We start from the raw sequence: 21,095 nt of genomic DNA, 5'->3' as shown, positions 1-21,095 counted from the left end.
AACTTTGCCAAAGTTGAAGTACATCAACCAATTCTTCTCACCCCATCATCCGTCTGCACAACATACGCTTCACCATCAATGCCGAATTGAGCTTTATAAGCAACAAGTGTTTCGTTGATGAAAGATTCAACTGCATCATTGGCAACAATGTTAATAGTACAGCCTCCAAAGCCACCACCCATTAATCTGGAACCAATTACTGAACTGTTTTTCTTTGCCTGTTCAACTAAGAAATCAAGTTCTTTACAACTAACCTCATACAGTTTACTTAATCCTTCGTGTGTTGCAAACATCAGTTTGCCCAATCCTTTCAGATCGTGCTGCTGCAACAGTTTTGCAGCCTGTTGAGTACGGTCGATTTCCTGCACCACATATAAACAGCGGTTATATACTTCTTCACCCATTGTTTCTTTATAACCAAGCAGGTTTTCCCATTTGGAAACATCACGAAATGATTTTACCGGACTATTGGCACGCATCAGCATCAAACCTTCTTCGCACTGGCTTCTTCTTTTATTGTAAGCCGATGATGCCAGTGAGTGATGCACTTTTGTATTAATGAGAACAAGAGAATATCCATCAAGTACTAATGGGAAATATTGATGTTCAATTGATCTGCAATCAAGCAGGATCACCGAATCTTTCTTCCCATTCATGTTGGCAAACTGATCCATGATGCCGCATTTTACATTGGGGTAATCATGTTCGGCACGTTGGTTGAGTAAAGCAAGTTCCTTTCTGTTGAAACCGCACTCGAAAATTTCATTGAGAGCAAATGCCATTCCCCCTTCCACTGCAGCAGAAGAAGACATGCCTGATCCTCTTGGAATATCTCCACCCAGTACACAATCAAACCCGCCGATTGTTTTTCCTGCTTTGATAAATTGATTCACTACACTCAGTACATAATTTTCCCAGTTAGTCCGGGCTTTGATATCAGCTATGTCAATACTCAGTGATTCATTAAAATCAACGCTGTAGAAATTGAGTGTATTGCTGTTATTGGGGGCTACTGCATAATAAACTCCTTTATCAATGGCGGCAGGCATCACAAATCCGTCATTATAATCAATATGTTCGCCAATGATATTAATACGGCCCGGAGAAAAATACAGGAAGGGTTCAGTTGAAAATCTCTGTGTAAAGGCCGCTTTGATCTGTTCTGTCGATTGCTTGTTCACTGAGTGGGGATTTTAGTAGGCTGCAAAAGTATTGAAGTTCTTCGTTCAAAGTATGGGTTACAGAGGCTAAATACGCAAACGAATGCATGTTGTATGCTGCTGTTGTTTCATTTCAGCCATCTTCCTTACATTTGGGCAAAATCAACGATATGAGTCATCAGTTATTGAAAGGGAAAAAAGGGATCATCTTCGGTGCATTAGACGAGAAATCAATTGCCTGGAAAACTGCTTTAAAGTGTTATGAAGAAGGTGCACAGATTGTATTATCCAATGCCCCGGTGGCTTTACGTATGGGTGAAATCAATAAACTGGCAGAAGCCTGTGGAAATGCGCCCGTAATTGGTGCTGATGTTACCAATATGGATGAATTGAAGGATCTTTTTGAACAATCTATGGCCCACTTCGGCGGCAAGATTGATTTTGTGCTTCATTCTATCGGGATGGGGATTAATGTGCGGAAAGGAAAGCATTACACAGAAATGAACTATGAGTGGAACCAGAAAACCAATGATATTTCTGCTATCAGCCTGCACCGTGTATTACGCACTGCTTGGGATCTGGATGCAATGAACGAGTGGGGCAGTGTGGTAGCGTTAACCTATATCGCAGCACAACGTGTATTCCCCGATTATAACGAAATGGCAGATGCAAAGGCATTGCTTTAAAGTATTACCCGCAGCTTCGGCTATCATTATGCGGTAAAAAAGAAAGTAAGGGTCAATACCATTTCTCAATCACCAACAAGAACAACTGCCGGAAGCGGAGTAAAAGGATTTGATGGGTTTATCAGCTATGCTGAAAAGATGAGCCCTTTAGGAAATGCCAGTTCAGAAGACTGTGCCAACTATGTTGCAGTAATGTTCAGCGATCTTACCAGAATGGTAACCATGCAGAATCTCTTCCACGATGGCGGTTTCAGCTTTACCGGTGTAACAATGGATGTGATTGAGCAAATGGAGAAATAAGTTGATGTATGAAGTACGATGTATGAAGTACGATGTATAAGGTGACCTTTATTCAATCTTTCAATTACAAACTAAATCTGTGCTATGAATTGGGTAGAAGCCGTAGGACTGTTAGGTTCTTTTCTCAGCAGCATTACATTTATTCCGCAGGTGTACAAAGCCTGGCAGAGCAGAAGTGTAGGTGATTTAAGTACTTACACAATCTTAATTGTAACCACCAGTACAGTTGTGTCGTTGATTTACGGCATCTTCAATAGCCCATTGCTGCTGCCGGTTGTGTTATGCAATGGCTTCATCTTTTTATTGTCGCTCGTACTGCTTTATTTCAAACTGAGCTTTAAGAAACAGGAATGAAGATTGAACATTTAGCTGTTTGGGTAAAAGACCTGGAGGCAATGAAAGATTTTTATTGCAGATACTTCCAGGCAACAGCGAATGATAAATATATCAACAGCTCCAAACAATTTCAATCTTATTTTTTATCATTTGCAGGAGGCCCACGTTTAGAGCTGATGCAGATGCCTGCTGTTCCTGAAACGAAAGATAATGTGTATGATCAGTTTACAGGATTGATTCACTTTGCTATTGCATTGGGCAGTAAAGAAAAAGTAGATACACTGACTGCACAATTTTTACAGGATGGATTTGAAGTATTGGATGGTCCGAGATATATCGGTGATGGTTATTACGAAAGTATAATACTTGATCCGGAGAAAAACAGGATTGAATTAACGGTATAAAAAATTAAACCCCGAATCATTGTTCGGGGTTTATAATTTTTTGCATGTTGCAACAGCGGGTGGCTGTGTTAATATTCATCTTCATTAAAGAAGAAATCTTCCTGGCTCGGATAATCCGGCCAGATATCATCAATACTTTCATAAAGTTCACCTTCATCTTCGAGCTCCTGGAGATTCTCCACCACTTCAATGGGAGCACCACTGCGGATAGAATAATCAATCAATTCATCCTTGGTTGCAGGCCAGGGAGCGTCTTCAAGATATGAGGCTAATTCGAGTGTCCAGAACATAAGGTATTTCCCTTTAATTTGCGCAAAAGTAACTTTCCTGCGGAAATAACCAAATCTGCTTTGTTAAGAGTGTTAATAACAGGGGGAAGGGAATTTTATTCACTTGCTTTCAGCTACGTTTCAATATCTTAGGTTTGTAAAACGGAGAACAAAAAAAATGCTTACTTGTAAACAGATCAGCAAACGATACGGCAGCCTGGAAGTGCTGAAGGGAGTGGATTTGCAGATAGCCAGGGGTGAAATCGTCAGTTTGGTTGGCAGCAGCGGTGCCGGCAAAAGCACTTTACTGCATATTCTTGGAACACTCGATGAACCAGATGCAGGTGAAGTTTGGCTGAATAATACACAGGTAAACAATTTGCGGGGAAGTCAGCTTGCCAGCTTCCGTAACAGGCATATCGGTTTTGTATTCCAGTTTCATCATTTACTGCCTGAATTTACTGCATTGGAGAATGTTTGCATTCCCGGCTGGTTAGGAAGCAGAAAGAAAAAAGAGGTGGAAGACAGGGCAAAAGAATTGTTGAAATTATTGGGGTTAGAAAACCGTATGGAGAATAAACCATCTGAACTTTCAGGTGGTGAACAGCAGCGTGTTGCTGTTGCAAGAGCGTTGATCAATAATCCTGATATCATCATGGCCGATGAGCCAACAGGTAATCTCGACAGTACACATGCAAGGGAATTACATCAGTTATTCTTTGATCTGCGCAAACAGTTTAATCAAACATTTTTGATTGTAACACATAATGAAGAGTTAGCTGCTCAGTGTGACAGAACGGTGCATATGAAGGATGGAAGAATTTTACCCCCAACCCCTAAAGGGGAGTAAGGCAATACTCAAAGTAATTTTAGTTTAAACAATTTAACTGCAACAGAAAATAAAACTGTGCATTTGTACCCCTTTAGGGGATTGGGGCTTTCTTACACTCTCGGCTTCCAAGGTAATTCTTCAACACCCAACTGATGACCTGTATAGCGGGCAAGTACAAATAAGAAGTCACTTAAACGGTTGATGTATTTTATTACTAAAGCATCCACAAACATTCCTTCCTGCTGCATATGTACGCATAAGCGTTCGCAACGGCGGCAAACACAACGTGCCACATGAATGGTGCTTACAGAAACATGTCCGCCGGGAAGTATGAATGATTTCATGGCAGGAATGGCATCACTCATTTTATCAATTTCTTTTTCCAGCAGTTTAATATCGCTCTCTTTCAAATCAGGAATTTTCATTTTGGGTTCTTTGTCAGGATCACAGGCGAGTGATGAACCAACCGTAAACAATCGATCCTGCACTTCTTTCAGAATAACCTTGGTATGTATATCTGCCACATGATCACTCACCAAGCCAATATAGGAATTGAGCTCATCAACAGTGCCGTATGTTTCAATACGGATATGGCTTTTGGGAACTTTTGTTCCACCTATTAAACTGGTTTTGCCAAGGTCACCTGTTTTGGTATAAATTTTTAATGCCATGATGCTTGTTTAAGTAGACAGTAACAAAAGTAGCAGCGAAAATGTTTGAATAAAAAAAGGAGAGTCACAAACTCTCCACATTCTATTGAAAAAGATGAATCGGTTTTTATGAATGGAGGGCCAGTTCTTCTCTCAGGTGATCACTTTCAACCACACCATCTCTCAACCTTACAACACGTTTGGCATAGCGGGCAATATCTTCTTCATGCGTAACCAGTACAACGGTATTGCCAAGCTGATGAATATCAGAAATCAGGTTCATGATTTCAACGGATGTTTTTGAATCGAGATTACCGGTTGGTTCATCTGCTAAAATAATTGACGGGTTATTTACCAGTGCACGTGCAATGGCCACACGCTGAATCTGTCCACCGCTTAATTCATTTGATTTGTGATGTGAGCGGTCTGCAAGGCTTACTTTATTAAGCATTTCCATTGCACGTTCATTCCGTTCTTTTTAGGAACACCTGCATAAATCAACGGAAGTGCCACATTTTCCAATGCAGACAAGCGGGGCAGCAGGTTGAATTGCTGAAACACAAATCCTATTTCTTTATTCCGGATTTCAGCCAGGTCATTATCATTCATCTTGCTTACATCATTTCCATTGAGTACATATTTTCCATCGGTGAGCGTGTCAAGACAGCCAAGGATATTCATCAAGGTGCTTTTTCCTGAACCGGATGGTCCCATCAGTGCAACAAACTCACTTTTATAAATGTCCATGTTAATCCCTTTTAAAACAGGAAGTTCCTGTTTGCCGAGGTAATAACTTTTTCGCAAATCTTCGAGGTGGATAACAGAACTCATAAGTAAAATGTATTCAGATTATTTTTAATCACTTTAGGTACCATAAAAAATGCTTCATTTTTCAATGCTGCATTCTGCAAACCTTCTTCTCTTGAAACAGAACCCTTCACTTCATCCGCCCGCAATATATTGATCTCTTCTGTAAGATGCATCAGCGGTTCAATTCCGGTTGTATCAAGCTCCTGCAGTTTTTCAATAAAGCCAATCATTTGCTGCATATCGCTCCGCAGACGGTCTTTTTCCTCCGGTTTAATTTCCAGCCTTGCCAGGTTGCTCAGCTTGTCAATCAGCTCAATGTTCACTTCCATCGTTCAAAAGTAAGAAAAAGCATCTTGGGATGGCTTATTTTGGATGAATGGAAAGAAAGCAGACTTTCTTATTGTTTTGCAGCCAAAAGCCCTGTTTTTATAATAAAACCCCATGCAGGAACAAATAGGCCATTGAAAAGTAAATCATTAATCCCGTAACATCAACAAGAGTGGCAACAAATGGAGTTGATGATGCGGCAGGATCAGCACCAAATTTTTTCAAAATCAGCGGCAGCATTGAGCCCATCAGCGTTCCCCAAATCACAATTCCTATTAAGGAGCAGCCAACTGTGAGACCAATCAGGGCTGCATGTCCGCCAAACGTATCAGTAAAGAAATGCCATACAGCAATGACTGAAAATGCAAGTAAACAAAGCGATGTACCCAGCAACAAACCTGAAATTAATTCACGCCGCATAATCCGCCACCAATCAGCAATCGTTATTTCGCCTAAGGCCATTGCCTGGATAATAAGTGTTGATGCCTGTGAACCACTGTTGCCTCCGCTTGAAATGATCAGCGGAATAAAAGTAGCAAGGATTACAACTTTTGCAATTTCATCTTCATAGCCCTGCATGGCAGTAATAGTCATCAGCTCGCCAAAAAATAAAATAATGAGCCATACAACACGTTTTTTAAATAGTTTAAAAATGGGTGTTTCAATATAAGGTTCATCCAATGCTTCAGTACCACCCATCTTCTGCATGTCTTCACTAAACTCTTCATTGGCAACCCACAGTACATCATCAATGGTAACAATGCCAAGCAGCTTATTGGTTTTACTTACAACGGGCAGAGCCACACGGTTATTCATTTTAAACGATTCATTGGCTGTTTCCTGGTCATCGTATGCATTGAGTGCTATGAATCTTCCATCCATTAACTCCTCCACTTTCTTATCAGGAGAGGCGAGGATTACATCCCTGATCCGCATATCATCAAGTAATTCTCCTTTATCGTTAATGATATACAACACGTTGATGGTTTCACTGTCTTTTCCATATTTGCGGATGGTATCAAACACATCTGCAACCGTATCATGCGGATAAATGTACACGTAGTCTGGTGTCATCAAACGGCCAATACTATTCTCAGGATATCCCAACAGAGAAAGTGTAATTTTCCTTTCTTCGGGGTTCAGCAGTTTAATCAATTCTCTTACCACATTGCTGGGCAATTCTTCCAGGAAGGATGTACGGTCATCCGCTGGTAATTCATTGAGAAGTTCCGCAGTTTTAAAAGGGGGAAGTTCTTTAATGATCTGTTTTTGTGTGGGCAGATCAAGGATCTTGAACACACTTACTGCACGGTGTACACTCATACTGGCCAGTATCTGGCTTTCATAATCAGGGAACTCATCAACCAGTTCAGCAACTTCGCTGATATTCTGATTGTTGAGAAATTCCTGTATTTCCAGTTTGTCACCTCTTATCATCAAAGCTTCAAACTGTTCCTTCAACGACAGTTCCTGTTCCAGTTCAAGACTCATATATTTCTGCAATTTGGATAAAGTTAGTTTCTTTGATTGAAAGAGGAAATCGTCATATCAAAACTTCATCATGTTATTAAACAGTTTATTTATTGCCGAAACAGAGGAAAAGGGCAGGGGCGTTTTTACGCATGAAAAAATTGATGCAGGTACGATTATTGAAATTGCACCCGTACTTGTAATGACAGCCGATGAACGGAAATTGCTTGACCAAACTTTACTCCACGATTATATTTTTGAATGGGGCGCTGAAAAAAAACAATGTGCAATGGCGTTGGGGTGGGTGCCGGTGTATAACCATTCATACGAAAGCAACAGCGAATATTTTATGGATTTTGATGATGCAAGCATGTATGTAAAAACAGTACGTTTCATTGATGCCGGGGAAGAAATTACCATTAATTATAACGGCAACTGGAATGATTCAAAAAAAGTGTGGTTTGATGTGAAATGAAAACAGTTGCATCAGGGTAACAGCTATTTTTACTTTTCCCCATTTTCTTCAGTGTACTTGTGCAGTCCCGTTGCAGGATTAATTTTACCACACTAAAAAGATGACTTCCCTTTTTTCAACTTCAATGCATAATAAGTTCCGGCTTCAGGTTGCCGGTTGTATGAGCAATAAGTTCTTCCTGTTACTGATGCTTGTGTTTTTTTTTATTTCCCTGAATTTTGCTGAAGGTCAGTCAGCAACTGTGAATAACAGTATTGAAGAAGCTACGGCTGCTGATAACAGCACATTTGTATTACTGCAATGGAAAGTAAAGGATAATGTATCGGTTGATCATTATGAAATTGAACGGATGGATATTAACGGCAGTTACAGCACAATTGCTTTTATTCTTTCAGATAATAACGAAGAAACAAAGCAGTACAAATACAAGGACAAAATTACCGTTCGTGATTTGCATTTGTTTTACAGGATCAAAGCTGTTAATATGAATGGAACAGAAATGTTCAGTGAAGTGATGCCGCTTGATCTTAAATCTACCGGCGATGGTTTGGCAGATGTTGAATATAAAAACGGATCGGATTTTATTACACTGCAACTTCCACGAGCCAAAGGCAGCTATATTTTCCGCTTTTATAATATTGTTGGCCGGATGGTGAAAACAAAAACAATCAGTGCCTCACAGAAAAAAATCATGATTGGTGATCTGAAAATGGCTCTTATTTTATTGAAGCATTTCATCCGCAATCGGGGAAGAGGTTCTCTGCGAAGTTCATAAAGTAGCTCAATACCTTCATTATCATGTCAATTGAAAGGGTTTAATAAGGCAGATGTCAGCGTAAAAACCCGTTGCTTATTCCATTAAAATATATCTGGAAACACTTGCAATCAGATATTCTTCGATGTACTTTTATAATACGATTTCTCCTTAGTACCAAACTCCCTGGAAAGCTCCCCTTTAATCTTCCTCCACCTACGGAAACCAGTTAACAATTTAAACGTTTCTATATGATTAGAAAGTTACTCTTGTTACTGGTGACGGTGTTATACCTCCAGTTTTCGTTTGCTCAGCAGGTGAGCGTTTTAGGAAATGTGATTTGGGATAATACGACTGAACGGATTAAAGTACGTATTGCTATCCGCAATAATTCAAACAGTGCAACGAACTGCGAAATTGCTGCGATGCGTATTGGATATCAGTTCAATGAAACCGTATTGTCTTATGATGGATTCAAGTCTTACTTTTATAATGGAAGTAATGAATCTTCGGGATTGAATGATATTACTTATCTCACATCACTCAGTGGAATGTTTGATCCTGATCATGCTGCACCTTATGATGACGGCACACGTCTTTCCGGTTCAAAAATATTGAGAAAGAATTACATCAACCGTTCAACAACTTTATGTGGCAATCTCTGGACGATACCCGGCAATACTTACCGGGTTGCGTTTGATTTGTATTTTAAATTCAAGCCCGGGTATTATCCTGCTGATTACGGGTTAACTACAGCTGGCAGTTATGGTTTTAATACGCCGAATTTTATCGCACAGTTTATTTCTGATCTGAATCAAACATTAAGTGATGCAAAAAAAGAAATAGCAGTTGTAATTGATCATTCAGGCAGCAGCCCGTATCAGCCATTTGATCAAAGTGGCAGCAGCTGCAACTCAGGTAATTTAAACCCGCTTCCTATTACTGATAACAGCCTTGGATTTATCAATCCAATCAATGGTGTTCTTTCAGCGAAATTTGAACAGTTAAATGTTATACAAAAAAGCGAATACATTTCAGTTGAATGGCAGGTCGATAATATTGACAAGATTCATCATTATGAAATTGAACGGAGGGAAGAATCAGGGACATTCAGAACAATTGGATCAGTAATAAGTGCTGATGAAAGTTCAGCAGCTGCTTATTATTTTAAAGATAAAATTTCAACGAATGGGGTGAAATTGTATTACAGGATAAAAGCTGTCAGTGCAGATCAGAGTGTAATGTACAGTGATATTAAAATGATCCGCCCCGTAAGTATGGCAGCAAACACAGTAAAAATTTTTCCAAATCCAACAACTGATTTTATACAATTTAATGCACCACCTGACAATGGTAATTATCTGTACAGAATTTATAATAGCGAAGGGAAACTGACAATTTCGGGGAACGCAATTCCTTCGAACAGCCGTTTAAATATCAGAAATTTGAAGACAGGCTCTTATTTTATTGAGTTATATGATCCGGTAAACGGCAAGCGGCTTCATTCACAATTCAGTAAGCAGTAAATTATTCATCATTCACTATTCTTTTTAATGCTTCCCTTTTGCTTAGCGGTGAAAGGGAATTTTTTTGCACAAAACTCTTTACCCAGCCGGGATTTGTTTTTGAATATTCCCTCAATGCCCATCCTATTGCTTTTTGTACAAAGAATTCCTTTGAGACAGCCAGATGAAGAATGTGTTTTGTCAATAGTTCTTTGTCTGTTTCTTTCTTATAAGCTTTCTGAAACATAATGCTGCTCCGCTGCAGCCAGATGTTTGATGACCTGTTCCACCTGCCGGTAACTTTTTCAACCTGCTCAGGAAATAATTTGAAGTAAGGTCCTGTAAGATCAGTAGCTGCATGATCTACACTGTCCCACCAGCTTTTGTGTATAAGGATGTACTCAATGATCTGAATCGTATCCTTCTTCCATTCTTTTTTATAACACGCCAGCAACTCAACAGCAATAGATTGCATTTCACGGCTGGGGTGTTGCCAGCAGTCTTTTACAATTTCTTCAACATCAATAAATGGAGGAAGTGATTGTTTAAAATATTCTTTACTCAGTTTGCGTCGCAAAGGAGTTTTTAAACCATAATAATCAAACTGGTTCAGCATATATGCTTTCATGCCTTCTGCATTAACAGCATTGGCATTTAGCTCAAACGATTTTATAAGTGGAATGAGATAAGAATGCATATTCTGTTTTTACCAACCGATTCCATAATCTTCACCATGATTACTGCTGCCTCCCCAGAAACTGTTGTGTTTCCAGTCGAAATAAATGGCATTGATGGGGCCACTTGTCCGGTCATCAAATGTTAATGTATAACCCATCTGTCGTAATTCTTTTCTTACCCATTCAGGAGTATTATCATGCAGCCATAAACTGCCCGCTCTTGGTTTTCTTTCTTCCATTTTTTGTTCCACCAAGCGATAACCATAACTGGTTACTGTTGATATTGGCTGCTTCGCATGCTTCCTGCACCGTCATACCAAACTCAACAATGTTTAAAAAGAACTGTAACAGGTTTTGCTCCTGTGTATCGCCACCCTGTACAGCAAATGATAAAAATGGTTTGCCATCTTTTAATGCTAGCGTCGGCGTTAAAGTAACTCTTGGACGTTTGCCCGGTTCAATTACATTAAAAGGATTGAGTGCTGGATCTAACACAAAACTTTGTCCACGCTGACTCATACCAACACCTGTATTCCCGGCAATGGTTGCAGGTAACCATCCACCGGAAGGTGTAATGGAAACAATCCAACCTTCTGCATCAGCTGCTTCAACAGAAGTTGTTCCTCTCCACAGGCGATCCATGTAATCTGCGTCAACTGCAGCTACAGCTTCATTTCTTGCATCATGCACTGGCATAAAACCGGGACGATTGTTATTTGTTGTATCGAATGTGAATCCTCTTTTCTTTAATACATCCATGAACGGATTTGTTTTTCCTTCAAACGGGTATGGATCGCCAGGGCCAATATTTGGCATGTTCCGTTCCATTGAAATCATTCTTGCCCGTTGCTTTGCATAATCTTTATTCAGCAATCCCTGCATGGGTTCTGATGGAGGGAAGTAAGTATCACCATAATAAAAATCACGGTCAGCAAAAGTCATATTCATTGTTTGATACAATGTGTGAATATATCTTGTACTGTTATAACCCATTGTTTTGAGGTCAAAATTTTCAAGGATGTTGAGACTTTGTAACAGCATTGGTCCCTGTGTCCATTGTGATAATTTATACACTTCAATTCCTTTGTAATTCACATGCATGGGTTCTTCTTCAATGGGCTTCCAGTTGGCAAGATCCTGCATGGTGATTAATCCTCCCTGTTCCTGGCAGCCACGTACAAACTCCTGTGCAATATCTCCTTTATAAAAGCGGTCATAAGCAGCCATAATTGCATCTTTCCTGCTCTTCCCTTTTTTCAATGCCTGCTGTTCGGCTTCTACCATTTTGGTGAGCGTTTCCAGTAAATCTTTCTGAATAAATATTTCTCCTGGCTCAGGGGCTTCTCTTTTTTCACCTAAATGAGTTAGAAAAACTTTTTTACTGTAGGGCCATTGTTTAATCAATGTTTTACCACGTTCCATACTGTTGGCTGTTTGTCCGTCTATTGGATAACCAGCTGCTAACTGCATACATGGAGCCAGCACTTCCTTTAAACTCATTGTGCCATAATTCGAGAGCATCAAACAAAGCCCGCCAACCGTACCGGGTGTTACTGCAGCCAATGGGCCATACTCAGGTGGAAAATTGTATCCTTTGCTTTTATAAAATTCGGCTGTTGCGCCGGTTGGCGCAACGCCCAATGCATTTATGCCGATTACTTTTCCTGTTTTAGGATTATAGATGAGTGCCTGTGTTTCACCTCCCCAGCTTAATACATCCCACATGGTGCAGGTGGCGGCCAGCATAGCACAGGCAGCATCAACTGCATTTCCTCCTTTCTGAAACACCATTGATCCTGCTGTTGCAGCCAATGGCTTACCGGTAATGGCCATCCATTGTTTACCGTGGAGGGGAGGCTTTTGTGTTTGCTGTGCGGCAGATATCAATGCGGTGAAAATCAGAATGGAAAGAAATGTAACTTTTCTCATAATTCAGTTTTTGCTTTTTAAAGTTAAGCATTGCTTTTTTCTGCATTAAAAGATTGTATAAGTGGTAAGAAAAATTGATCTTTTTTATGTGTGATGATTTATAAAAAAACTGCCGGAATTATCCGGCAGTTTTTTAAGTAAGAGATAACAGTATTGATGAAACTGATTATTACACATGACCTTCGGCAAGCATTGCATCAGCAACACGTACAAAGCCTGCAATATTTGCACCTTTTACATAGTCAACAGTGCCATCTTCTTTTTTCCCATACTTCACACATTGTTCATGAATATTTTTCATGATAGTGCGGAGCTTATTTTCAACTTCTTCTCTTGTCCATGACAGGCGAATAGAGTTTTGTGACATTTCAAGACCAGAAGTTGCAACACCACCAGCATTGGCTGCTTTACCGGGAGCATAGAGAATGCCATTTTCCTGCAGCACTTCAATTGCTTCAGGAGTGGTTGGCATATTGGCACCTTCTGCTACCATCTTACAACCATTTTTCACCAGCAGTTTTGCATCTTTTCGTCCAGTTCGTTTTGAACTGCACAGGGCAGCGCAATATCGCAGGGAATTTTCCAAGGTTTTTCATTGGCATAATAAGGTACTCCATATTTATCTGCATACTCTGATATGCGGCCACGCTTTTCATTTTTCAATTCAAGGATGAATTCCAGTTTTTCGTGTGTGATGCCATCAGGATCATAAATAAACCCATCACTGTCTGAAGCTGTCAAAGGAATACCGCCCAGAGCAATTACTTTTTCAATTGCATATTGTGAAACATTACCGCTACCCGAAACAACTACTTTTTTATTCTTCATTTTTTCGCCAATTGTTTCAAGCATTTCTTCAACAAAGAATAACAAACCGTAACCGGTAGCCTCGGGGCGGATAAGACTGCCGCCATAGGCATATCCTTTGCCCGTTAGCACACCCGTAAATTCATTTGTAAGGCGTTTATATTGTCCAAACAGGTAACCAATTTCTCTTGCACCTACACCAATATCACCAGCAGGGATGTCGGTATCATTACCAATGTAACGGTGCAGCTCAGTCATAAAACTCTGACAGAAGCGCATTACTTCTGCATCTGATTTTCCTTTGGGGTCAAAATCAGAACCGCCCTTGCCACCACCCATTGGCAATGTTGTAAGTGAGTTTTTAAACACCTGTTCAAACGCAAGGAATTTTAAAATACTCAGTGTAACATTTGGATGAAAACGCAAACCACCTTTATAGGGTCCGATAGCGTTGTTCATTTGAACCCTGTAACCACGGTTTACCCTGTAGTTGCCCTGATCATCCATCCAGGGTACACGGAAAATAACAGCCCTTTCGGGTTCAATCATACGTTCAAGAATGTTGGCTTTTTGATATTCGGGGTGTTCTTCAATGTAAGGGAGAACAGAACGAACTACTTCAAGTACTGCCTGTTGATACTCGGCCTGAGCAGGGTTACGTCTTACAACCAGCTCCATGAATTTTTCTAAACTTTGGGATTGTGTTGCTATCATACAACAAATTTTAAATGTGAAGCAATCGAATTTTTTCTTTCAAGGGATCAGATAAATAATAACTGTTAAAAATATAACTACCGTTCGTTAATAAAAATGAGTAGAATCAGTAAAAGGGCTGCTTATAGTTTCAAAAAAAGTGAAGTCGCTTTTTGAGGAGGTATTTGGTTGCAGATATAATAAGAATCCCACATCATGCCGGGATTCATTTTTAAATAGAAGTATCTATTTTTTCATCAACTGCTGTATATCATCAAGGTCTTTTAACCTTCCGGCTTTCTTTTTGCTTCCAATAAATGATTCAAATGCAGTGTTCTGACTTTTAGTTCCTGATCTTCAAAAAAAGTTGACAGGTCATAGCATTCCTTAAAGTTGAGCCCCTTTACTTTCGTCATAATATCAATGGCAACAGGCTTTCTCCCAAATTTGAATACATCCCAATTTTCATGATGAAGAAAATTTTCTTTTGTCATGTCAAAAACAGGCATATGAAATTGCCTGAAAGCCTTTAATAATCTGTGGTAGTTTTCTTCTGTTTGTTCTACCCATATGTCAAGATCACCTGTAACCCTTGCATGACCATGCAGTATAACTGCAAAGCCTCCAACAAGAATATAAGATACCTGTTGATCGTTCAACGCCTGGATGAAATCCCGAAAATCGTCTTGAAAAATATCTCCCATCAGGATTGTTTGGATGTGCTGAAAATTGTTTTATCCATTTTTGGAGGATTGTTTACATCAAACCCATAAGCAAGGCTGGTTAAAAAAAATGAAACCTTCAGGCGTTCTTTCCAGTGATAGTTTTTGTAGTCTCTCATATAATCATCTGCCTCTTCCACACTCATTGCCTGGAAAACTGTTTTGTCAAGCCTGTATTTTTTTGACTCATCGCCCATAGTTTAAAATTAAAAAGAAAAGATGTAAGCAGGTGGGAAATAAAAATCCCGCCTGTAAGAGCGGGACTTTTATTATTGTTCAAGCCATATAAAGTGGCCCGGACTGCAATTATCCTTTTGCAAACTCAGAACGGATCACATTCAATGCTCCACCAGCTTTGAACCATTCAATCTGCTGTGCATTATAACTGTGATTTACCTGGATGGTTTCATTGCTGCCATCTTTATGATTTAATACCAGCTGCAATGCTTTACCGGGAGTAAAAGTAATCAGCCCTTCCACATCAATGATATCATCTTCAAGAATCTTATCGTAATCTTCTTTGTTGGCAAAGGTTAACGCCAGCATTCCCTGTTTCTTCAAATTGGTTTCGTGAATACGGGCAAATGATTTCACCAGCACAACACGAACACCTAAGTGACGTGGTTCCATTGCTGCATGTTCTCTGGAAGAACCTTCACCATAGTTTTCATCGCCCACAACGATTGTTCCAATACCTGCTGCTTTGTAAGCTCTTTGTGTATTGGGAACAGTACCGTATTCGCCAGTTAATTGATTCTTTACATTGTCTGTTTTTTCATTCAAGAAATTCGTTGCGCCAATTAATAGGTTATTGCTGATGTTATCAAGATGACCACGGAACTTCAACCATGGACCTGCCATAGAAATATGATCAGTTGTACATTTTCCTTTTGCTTTAATGAGCAGTTTCAACCCTTTCAGATCAATACCTTCCCATGCTGCAAATGGATATAACAATTGAAGACGTTTGCTATCAGATTTTACATCGAGCTGAACTTTACTTCCATCTTCCGCCGGTGCCTGGTAGCCTGCATCTTCAACAGCAAAACCTTTAACCGGTAATTCATCACCACTTGGAGGATCGAGTTTTACCTGCTCTCCTTTTCATTGGTTAATGTATCAGTAATTGGGTTGAAAGTAAGATCGCCTGCAATAGCTAATGCGGTAACTAATTCAGGACTTGCAACAAATGCCAATGTGTTTGGATTACCATCTGCTCTTTTTGCAAAGTTTCTGTTGAATGAATGAACGATGGTATTACGTTCTGCTTTTTCTGCACCAACTCTGTCCCACATACCAATACAAGGACCGCAGGCATTGGCAAATACAGTCGCACCAATTTTTTCAAATGTTTCTAAGAAACCATCTCTTTCAATTGTATAACGTACCAGTTCACTGCCGGGAGTAATGGTGAATTCAGATTTTAATTTCAATCCTTTTGTACTTACCTGCTCTGCTAAACTAACTGCACGGCTGATATCTTCATAAGAAGAGTTGGTGCAGCTGCCAATTAATCCAACTTCAATTTTTGTTGGCCAGCCATTATTTGCTGCAGCTTCTTTCATCTGTGAAATGGGTGTTGCTAAATCTGGAGTAAACGGTCCGTTTAAATGCGGCTCCAGTTCACTGAGATTGATTTCAATAACACGGTCAAAATATTTTTCAGGATTTGCATATACTTCTGCGTCACCGGTTAAGTAATCTTTGATTTTGTCGGCAGCATCGGCAACTTCTGCACGGCCAGTTGCTTTGAGGTAACGTGCCATACTTTCATCATAACCGAAAGTGGAAGTAGTTGCGCCAATTTCAGCACCCATATTACAAATGGTGCCTTTACCTGTACCACTCATTGAAGTAGCACCTTCACCGAAATATTCAACAATAGCATTCGTTCCACCTTTTGCAGTTAAAACACCTGCTACTTTTAAGATTACATCTTTAGGGGCAGTCCAGCCATTTAATTTGCCGGTCAATTTTACACCAATCAGTTTTGGCATCAACAGTTCCCAGCTTAAACCTGCCATTACATCGCAGGCATCAGCACCACCAACACCAATGGCAATCATTCCCAAGCCACCAGCATTTACAGTGTGTGAATCGGTACCGATCATCATACCACCGGGGAAGGCATAATTTTCCAATACCACCTGGTGAATTATACCAGCTCCGGGTTTCCAGAAACCGATACCGTATTTGTTGGAGATAGAAGAAAGGAAATTGTATACTTCTTCATTATCAGTAACTGCTTTTACGAGGTCCTGCTTGCCTTCTGTTTTGGCAACAATCAGGTGATCGCAGTGCACAGTGGAAGGAACCGCTACTTTTTTACGGCCGGTTGTATCAAACTGCAGTAGGGCCATCTGGGCAGTTGCATCCTGCATTGCCACACGATCAGGCGCAAAATCAACATAGGCTTTTCCCCTTTCAAAGTCCACCACTTCCATGTCTTTCCAAAGGTGGGCATATAATATTTTCTCTGCTAAAGTAAGGGGGCGGCCAAGTGTTTTGCGGGCTGCATCCACTTTGGCCGGCATTTCGCTGTACAATTTTTTAATAAGATCGAGATCGAATACCATAGTTATTAATTTGAAGAGTTGTCAATTTAATGATGTGTTGGCCGAAAAACAGCAACTCAGATGATGAAAGCGGACCTTGGTTTTGTTTCTAAATCGGCATCTTTTCAAATCAGCACATCAAAAAGTGCTGCGAATTTACCGAAATATGATCAACTTTTTGAACCATCTCTATGAAAGAATTGTTGATTGATCTATCTTTAACCTGTAAAAATAAAAGCAAATGAACCGTCTGCGCAGAATGATTGAGTGGAATGTTTTTGGCGTATGCACCTGGATAGGCGAAAAAATGGGCATTGGAACCAGTACAATCCGTAAATACTTTATTTATATTTCTTTTCTTACAATGGGATCCCCTCTCATTATTTACTTTTTCGTTGCCTTCTGGATGAATATCAGGCAAACGATCTGGATTGGCAAAAGAAACCCGGTGCGCTATTAGCAGGTCATTGCTTATTGTTGTGCGATTCCGTATATTGACTGAACAATTTCAATATGTTTTCTTTTGAATACATACATTCCAGTTACAGCCGGATGATGGAAGATCTGGCAGCAAGGCTAAATGTCAAGCCGAAGGATAACTGGTTGTTTTTTCCTGAAGATATTGCAAGCGGATACTACAGATTTCTGCAATTGCCCAATGGGCTGGATGTAAACATCATTAACTGCCGGATGAATAGAGACTGGCTTATCCACCGCAAAAGTGATGAGGAGGAATATTATACCTTACGTTTTGATGAACTGACTGTTGAGAAAGAAATATCCATCGGTATTGATACAGATGTAGTGGAAAGGAAAAAAGAAACTATCGCCGTTGCTTATCTCACCAGTTCTTTGTTCGATTGGTACTATCATGGAACAAAAGGCACTTTTTTTAAAGGGATCAATATTCTTATTCCAAAGGAGTGGCTGGGAAAGCTGATGGGTATTGAATTGTTTGATGATATACTCCCGGCCTATCTGGCTTTGAAGAGCAGGAGTTTTAACATGGAGCCTCTTGATAAAATATACTACGAACTGATGAATGAGGTAATGCAGGAAGATCACGATTCACCTCTTCCAAACCTGTATATTCATAACAGGATACAGTTGTTGATGGAACGTTTCTTTACCCGCATTCACTCAAGGGTTTCCCTGGCTGATGTGCAGAGTAATATTAAACATGATGATATTTACACTGTGCTGAAAATTGAAAAGCTGCTGACTGGAAATTTTTCTGATAAACCCCGTTCAATTGAAGAACTGTCAAGAAAGGCTACCATGAGTTCCACCAAACTTAAAAAAATATTCAAGTCAGTTTTCGGGCTTCCTATTTATGAATACTACCAGCAAAAAAGAATGCAAAAGGCAGGGGAACTGCTGGCAACAGGAAAGTATTCGGTAAAACAGGTGGCTGAAAAAATCGGGTATAGTAATATGAATAATTTTTCAACTGCATTTAAAAAACACATGAAGCAGGATCTGTCAACATTCATCAATGCCGTGTAAATGATTTTTTAAACAATTCATTGTGATTGAAATTGATTTGATATCGCACAGTTATAAAGAGTATGTAAAAAATGTTGCTGCTACTCTGCATACAGAAGTAAAGGATGATCTCCTGATTTTTCCTTCATCTTTTGCTGATGGATACATGCAGGTGTTTGAGTTACCCAATGGCCTGGAAGCGCTGGTTGCTGATATGGTATTTCACAGCGATGCTTTATATAAGCGTAAGAAATCAGCAGACTATTTCTGTAACCTCACATTTAATGAAGTGGAGATCAGCGGATCGATCAGATTTTTCAAAGACGGAACTGAAATGGAAGACAAAAGTGATTACCGTGCCGGAGTTGCTTTGTCATCCAGTCTTCATGATACAAGTTTTATTATAAAGGCTGACACAAAGGCCAAAACAATCAATTTTATTTTAACGGAGGAATGGCTGAAAAATAACCTGAGTTTTTTTGATGGCCCAAATACATTTGAAGCATCCACCCTTTATAAAAACACGTTAACTCATCCCGAGCCCTTTGATGCTCAAAACAGGATCTTATTCGATGAGATATTCCGTACCGACAGAAATCATCCCCTGCATAAAATGATCATTAAGAACCGCATCATGTTTTTGCTGGAACATTTTCTTTCAAAATTGTACCGTAACATCCGTAAGCCCGGCGATGCGGTTGCAAAAGAAAATGAAAGATGCAGATCTCGGTAAACTGATGGAAGTGGAATCAATACTGGTTAAAGATTTCAGCCAGCCACCGCCAACAATTGTAAACCTGGCTGCAAGAACCGGTATGAGTGTATCAAAATTAAAAACAGCGTTTAAGAAAGTGTACAATACCGGTATTTATGAATATTACCAGAAGAACAGGATGCAGAAAGCCCGTTCTTTATTACTTACCGGGCAGTATACCGTAAAAGAAGTTGGGCTGCAGCTGGGCTATACCAATCTCAGTAACTTTTCACTGGCTTTTAAAAAGGAGTTTGGACTGCTGCCAAGCCATGTTTAATTGTCTTTTGCAGTTATTATAATCAGCTTTTTTAGTTTTAAAAGAATGCAACCGATTCAGAAATGTTTGCATCTTTGTGTAGATTCTTTGTGCAAGACCCGTTTTTAATTCCTTTACCTCTGAAGCGTTTAACCGTTTTGTTTTTCACCTTGTACAATCATTATTCAACGACCCTTTTATAACTCAGTTATAATAAACAGATCCGTCTGTACGCAATGTGTACAGTTGATTTTTGTTTATCCATACCCACAGTGCAGGCTCTTGAAAGAGGGCCTGTTTTTTTATGATTTTCAGATTGCTTTTCTGAGTTTTACCAGCTGTTCAAGCAGGCCTTTCAGTTTATCCAGTTGCAGCATATTGGCTCCGTCGCTCTTGGCAACAGCAGGGTTGGGGTGCGTTTCAATAAACAACCCATCAACACCTGTTGCGATGGCAGCTTTGGCAATGGTGCCGATTAATTGAGGATTGCCGCCTGTAACCCCGGTTGTTTGATTGGGTTGTTGCAGGGAATGTGTACAGTCCATGATCACCGGCACATTCAGTTCTTTCATCCAGGTGATATTTCTGTAATCAACTACCAGGTCCTGATAGCCGAATGTATTTCCTCTTTCAGTAAGCATCATTTTTTGATTGCCAGCCTTCTGAATTTTCTCCACAGCAAATTTCATAGAAGGTCCGCTGAGGAATTGACCCTTTTTAACATTTACAATTTTTCCGGTTTCGGCAGCAGCCAGCAACAAATCGGTTTGCCTGCAAAGAAAAGCCGGGATCTGCAGCACATCAAGATAAGGTGCAGCCATAGCCGCTTCTTCATGTGCATGAATATCAGAAGTAGCAGGAAGATGATATGTTTTTCTTACTTTATCTATCAGGTGTAAACCATTGTCATCGCCCAGACCTGTGAATGACGATCCACTGGTTCTGTTGGCTTTGCGGTAAGATGCTTTGAAAATATAGGGAATGCCGAGTTCTTTACAAACAGTTGAAACTTTATCAGCCACTTCCATTACAAGTTCTTCGCTTTCAACCACACAGGGGCCGGCAATGAGGAAGAAATTATTTTCATCATACGATTGATTGGCAAACAGGTCTTTAAGATAATTTTCCATGCCGCAAAGGTAAATGTTATGTACGATGTACGCCCCGTCTGACGCCCTCGTCTGACGGGGATTTGAATTATTTTTTGTTTTCAGTTCTTTTCATCAATTCAAATCCAGA

At 39.9% G+C, this 21,095-nt stretch carries 18 protein-coding genes and 6 pseudogenes; 11 read left to right on the top strand and 13 right to left on the bottom strand.

What is annotated here, in order from left to right:
* Positions 1 to 23 precede the first annotated feature (23 nt).
* Positions 24 to 1,181: a galactokinase gene (gene galK, locus IPK31_03170; protein MBK8087030.1), complete on the bottom strand. Its 1,158-nt coding sequence runs from the start codon at positions 1,179 to 1,181 to the stop codon at positions 24 to 26.
* 149 nt (positions 1,182 to 1,330) lie between these two features.
* On the opposite strand from galK, the pseudogene IPK31_03165 reads away from it, so the two are divergent.
* The 3 genes and pseudogenes from IPK31_03165 (at position 1,331) to IPK31_03155 (ending at position 2,886) form a co-directional block, all read left to right on the top strand.
* Positions 1,331 to 2,146: pseudogene (locus tag IPK31_03165) on the top strand (SDR family oxidoreductase).
* Positions 2,147 to 2,230: 84 nt separating this feature from the next.
* Entirely contained in the window at positions 2,231 to 2,500 is a 270-nt protein-coding gene (locus IPK31_03160) for a hypothetical protein (protein MBK8087029.1), read from the top strand.
* Positions 2,497 to 2,886, top strand: coding sequence for a VOC family protein (locus IPK31_03155; protein ID MBK8087028.1), 390 nt, complete (start codon positions 2,497 to 2,499; stop codon positions 2,884 to 2,886). The genes IPK31_03160 and IPK31_03155 overlap by 4 nt, the downstream gene beginning before the upstream one ends.
* Positions 2,887 to 2,954: 68 nt before the next feature.
* On the opposite strand, the gene IPK31_03150 is transcribed toward IPK31_03155, so the two are convergent.
* Positions 2,955 to 3,176 (bottom strand): DUF2795 domain-containing protein, encoded by a 222-nt coding sequence (locus IPK31_03150; GenBank protein ID MBK8087027.1) that lies wholly within the window; start codon positions 3,174 to 3,176, stop codon positions 2,955 to 2,957.
* Between the two features lie 157 nt (positions 3,177 to 3,333).
* On the opposite strand from IPK31_03150, the gene IPK31_03145 reads away from it, so the two are divergent.
* The gene (locus tag IPK31_03145) at positions 3,334 to 4,005 is read left to right on the top strand and encodes an ABC transporter ATP-binding protein (GenBank protein ID MBK8087026.1); all 672 of its coding nucleotides are present in this window, start codon (positions 3,334 to 3,336) and stop codon (positions 4,003 to 4,005) included.
* Positions 4,006 to 4,097: 92 nt separating this feature from the next.
* Here the strand turns inward: IPK31_03145 and IPK31_03140 are convergent, their stop codons facing one another.
* The 4 genes and pseudogenes from IPK31_03140 to mgtE all read right to left on the bottom strand — a co-directional run bounded on the left by IPK31_03140 (position 4,098) and on the right by mgtE (position 7,265).
* Positions 4,098 to 4,658, bottom strand: a complete 561-nt coding sequence (locus IPK31_03140; GenBank protein MBK8087025.1) for a cob(I)yrinic acid a,c-diamide adenosyltransferase — start codon at positions 4,656 to 4,658, stop codon at positions 4,098 to 4,100.
* Positions 4,659 to 4,764: 106 nt separating this feature from the next.
* A pseudogene (locus IPK31_03135) lies at positions 4,765 to 5,468 on the bottom strand (ABC transporter ATP-binding protein).
* On the bottom strand, positions 5,465 to 5,776 hold the full coding sequence (gene gatC, locus IPK31_03130) for an Asp-tRNA(Asn)/Glu-tRNA(Gln) amidotransferase subunit GatC (protein ID MBK8087024.1): 312 nt from the start codon (positions 5,774 to 5,776) through the stop codon (positions 5,465 to 5,467). Before gatC ends, IPK31_03135 begins: the two are co-directional and overlap by 4 nt.
* A 97-nt stretch (positions 5,777 to 5,873) precedes the next feature.
* A complete protein-coding gene (gene mgtE, locus IPK31_03125) occupies positions 5,874 to 7,265 on the bottom strand; it encodes a magnesium transporter (protein MBK8087023.1) in 1,392 nt (463 codons plus the stop codon).
* 70 nt (positions 7,266 to 7,335) lie between these two features.
* Between mgtE and IPK31_03120 the strand changes: the two genes are divergently transcribed.
* From IPK31_03120 to IPK31_03110, 3 genes are all read left to right on the top strand, one after another.
* Positions 7,336 to 7,719: an SET domain-containing protein-lysine N-methyltransferase gene (locus tag IPK31_03120; protein MBK8087022.1), complete on the top strand. Its 384-nt coding sequence runs from the start codon at positions 7,336 to 7,338 to the stop codon at positions 7,717 to 7,719.
* A 100-nt stretch (positions 7,720 to 7,819) separates the two neighbouring features.
* Positions 7,820 to 8,494 (top strand): hypothetical protein, encoded by a 675-nt coding sequence (locus IPK31_03115; GenBank protein ID MBK8087021.1) that lies wholly within the window; start codon positions 7,820 to 7,822, stop codon positions 8,492 to 8,494.
* 230 nt (positions 8,495 to 8,724) lie between these two features.
* Positions 8,725 to 9,999 carry a T9SS type A sorting domain-containing protein gene (locus tag IPK31_03110; GenBank protein ID MBK8087020.1) on the top strand — a complete coding sequence of 425 codons (1,275 nt, stop codon included), beginning with the start codon at positions 8,725 to 8,727 and terminating at the stop codon, positions 9,997 to 9,999.
* A 1-nt stretch (position 10,000) separates the two neighbouring features.
* On the opposite strand, the gene IPK31_03105 is transcribed toward IPK31_03110, so the two are convergent.
* The 6 genes and pseudogenes from IPK31_03105 to IPK31_03080 form a co-directional block, all read right to left on the bottom strand.
* Positions 10,001 to 10,675, bottom strand: a complete 675-nt coding sequence (locus tag IPK31_03105; protein ID MBK8087019.1) for a DNA alkylation repair protein — start codon at positions 10,673 to 10,675, stop codon at positions 10,001 to 10,003.
* Between the two features lie 9 nt (positions 10,676 to 10,684).
* Positions 10,685 to 12,584: pseudogene (locus IPK31_03100) on the bottom strand (gamma-glutamyltransferase).
* Positions 12,585 to 12,753: 169 nt separating this feature from the next.
* Positions 12,754 to 14,069 (bottom strand): annotated as a pseudogene (gene gdhA, locus IPK31_03095) (NADP-specific glutamate dehydrogenase).
* 261 nt (positions 14,070 to 14,330) lie between these two features.
* A pseudogene (locus IPK31_03090) lies at positions 14,331 to 14,788 on the bottom strand (hypothetical protein).
* Positions 14,788 to 15,003 carry a hypothetical protein gene (locus IPK31_03085; GenBank protein MBK8087018.1) on the bottom strand — a complete coding sequence of 72 codons (216 nt, stop codon included), beginning with the start codon at positions 15,001 to 15,003 and terminating at the stop codon, positions 14,788 to 14,790. Before IPK31_03085 ends, IPK31_03090 begins: the two are co-directional and overlap by 1 nt.
* A gap of 109 nt (positions 15,004 to 15,112) precedes the next feature.
* A pseudogene (locus tag IPK31_03080) lies at positions 15,113 to 17,382 on the bottom strand (aconitate hydratase).
* Positions 17,383 to 17,602: 220 nt separating this feature from the next.
* On the opposite strand from IPK31_03080, the gene IPK31_03075 reads away from it, so the two are divergent.
* From IPK31_03075 to IPK31_03060, 4 genes are read left to right on the top strand one after another with little or no spacing between them, the layout of a single operon-like run.
* Complete coding sequence (locus IPK31_03075; protein MBK8087017.1) at positions 17,603 to 17,821, top strand: PspC family transcriptional regulator; 219 nt, start codon at positions 17,603 to 17,605, stop codon at positions 17,819 to 17,821.
* Positions 17,822 to 17,874: 53 nt separating this feature from the next.
* Positions 17,875 to 18,867: a helix-turn-helix transcriptional regulator gene (locus tag IPK31_03070; GenBank protein MBK8087016.1), complete on the top strand. Its 993-nt coding sequence runs from the start codon at positions 17,875 to 17,877 to the stop codon at positions 18,865 to 18,867.
* Positions 18,868 to 18,889: 22 nt separating this feature from the next.
* A complete protein-coding gene (locus IPK31_03065) occupies positions 18,890 to 19,579 on the top strand; it encodes a hypothetical protein (protein MBK8087015.1) in 690 nt (229 codons plus the stop codon).
* Positions 19,557 to 19,877 carry a helix-turn-helix transcriptional regulator gene (locus tag IPK31_03060; protein ID MBK8087014.1) on the top strand — a complete coding sequence of 107 codons (321 nt, stop codon included), beginning with the start codon at positions 19,557 to 19,559 and terminating at the stop codon, positions 19,875 to 19,877. Before IPK31_03065 ends, IPK31_03060 begins: the two co-directional genes overlap by 23 nt.
* Positions 19,878 to 20,167: 290 nt before the next feature.
* On the opposite strand, the gene kdsA is transcribed toward IPK31_03060, so the two are convergent.
* Positions 20,168 to 20,986: a 3-deoxy-8-phosphooctulonate synthase gene (gene kdsA / locus IPK31_03055; GenBank protein MBK8087013.1), complete on the bottom strand. Its 819-nt coding sequence runs from the start codon at positions 20,984 to 20,986 to the stop codon at positions 20,168 to 20,170.
* Positions 20,987 to 21,095 lie beyond the last annotated feature (109 nt).

This window comes from Chitinophagaceae bacterium, from assembly GCA_016713085.1.
In the GTDB taxonomy this organism is placed as follows: Bacteria; Bacteroidota; Bacteroidia; order Chitinophagales; family Chitinophagaceae; genus Lacibacter.
The sequence above is the reverse complement of the archived record's forward strand: the minus strand, read 5'-3'. Positions and strand labels throughout refer to the sequence as shown.